The sequence below is a fragment of the Psychrobacter sp. 4Bb genome, assembly GCF_002836735.1.
In the GTDB taxonomy this organism is placed as follows: Bacteria; Pseudomonadota; Gammaproteobacteria; order Pseudomonadales; family Moraxellaceae; genus Psychrobacter.
Window position 1 is genome coordinate 1 of the sequence record NZ_PJAS01000019.1, and the last position, 1,580, is coordinate 1,580.

The 1,580-nt window shown below is 36.9% G+C and carries 2 protein-coding genes; both read left to right on the forward strand.

Annotated features, from left to right (window positions below):
• Nucleotides 1-257: 257 nt before the first annotated feature.
• Nucleotides 258-728, forward strand: coding sequence for a diacylglycerol kinase (locus tag CXF60_RS00580; RefSeq protein ID WP_025645042.1), 471 nt, complete (start codon nucleotides 258-260; stop codon nucleotides 726-728).
• A gap of 18 nt (nucleotides 729-746) precedes the next feature.
• Nucleotides 747-1,535 (forward strand): PAP2 family lipid A phosphatase, encoded by a 789-nt coding sequence (locus tag CXF60_RS00585; protein WP_227674895.1) that lies wholly within the window; start codon nucleotides 747-749, stop codon nucleotides 1,533-1,535.
• Nucleotides 1,536-1,580 lie beyond the last annotated feature (45 nt).

A 1,580-nucleotide genomic window follows, 5' to 3' on the forward strand; every position in this document is an offset into this window, starting at 1 on the left:
ATTAAGCTTAGTAAAGACGCTATATCAAAAGTCTAAAACCCGCAATTGCCCTACTTAAGCAACGGTATAAATTTAATTTCAGGGTTTTATCTTAACGCTTTCTTAACGATACCAATCTTATAATGATACCTAAGTGCTAACCAGTGCCCTCCTACACTGGGATCATTACAACAAGAATTATATCGGTGATTGCACTTTTTATTTTATTCCCAAAGCTTGCCATACCCTCTAACTTTAATGACTATTAAGCAATCAACATGAGTACTCGCAAACCTACTATTCTCGATAATGAAGCCGCAGATTTTGATTATAAACTTAAAGAAACAACTGGCTCTCTACTGGTAGCTGATAGCTTTGCGAGTGAAGTTAAAGGTAAAAAGGGGCTGTCTCGTATTTTAAAAGCGACGGGCTACTCGATAGATGGTTTTAAAGCGGCTTATAAATATGAAGCGGCCTTTAGGCAAGTTATTTGGCTTAACTTTTTACTACTTATCGTTTTAATATTTATGCCTTTTGCTATCTATATAAAAATGCTGCTGTTAATAGTTTCGTTTCTATCGCTTATCGTCGAGCTATTCAATACAGGTATCGAAGCCTGCGTTGACCATACTTCTACAGAACAACATCCGCTCGCTAAAATAGCTAAAGATGTCGGTTCTGCTGCCCAGTTTTTGGCGTTATTGCTATTGTTTGTTTTATGGCTGATGGCATTATTTAACGTCTTATAGCGAATAGCACTTGAGGTTTTGCAAATTAATATATTGAAAGGTATTTCAATGGCATTGGAAAATAACTCATCTGATTGGATGTGGCTTAAGCTGCTTTGCTTAACGATCATTACAGCGTTAATCTTTGAACATAGCCAGTTTGATATTCACATCAGCGAGCTTTTTTATACTAATGGGCAATGGCTTATACAAAAGGGCGCACAGCCTTATGCTTTCATCTTTTATGATGCTCCTAAAGCATTATTGATTTTGCTAGCCCTCTACTTAATCACTGTGTTAATTATTAAATACAGACAGCCTTCGAATAATGTTTCTATCATCAAGAATAGAAGTATCAATCAATTTATGGTTCCCTTTTCAGTACGTGAAATAAGCTACCTACTGATTATTCTTATCGTCGTACCTTCTACTGTTGCCCTATTAAAGAGTGTCACTCATGTCAGTTGCCCCAATCATTTAACGCTGTTTGGTGGGGACTTACCTTATCTGAATATTTGGCAAAACATAACCGCTAAAACCGATTCCAAATGCTTCCCAGCCGCCCATGCCAGTGCAGGGTTCTCTTTATATGGCCTGGCTTTTTTACCTAGTCTACACAAATATCGCTATAGGATATTTACAGTAGTGACTGTTTTAGGCTGGACGATGGGGCTGTATAAAATGAGTTTTGGCGATCACTTTTTTAGCCATACGCTGGTATCAATGCTGCTGTCACTGACAACAACTTGTACATTTGCCAGCTTCTTATTCAAAAAAGCAACCATTTATGAAGGCAGAAACATTGAGTCTAATACTTTGATAAGTTGATAACTACATTTATTATTAACACCTATAATCACACGTCATAATACT

Coding starts and splice junctions, on each gene's coding strand:
- CXF60_RS00580 (WP_025645042.1), top strand. CDS start 258: ATGAGTACTCGCAAACCTACTATTCTCGATAATGAAGCCGCAGATTTT.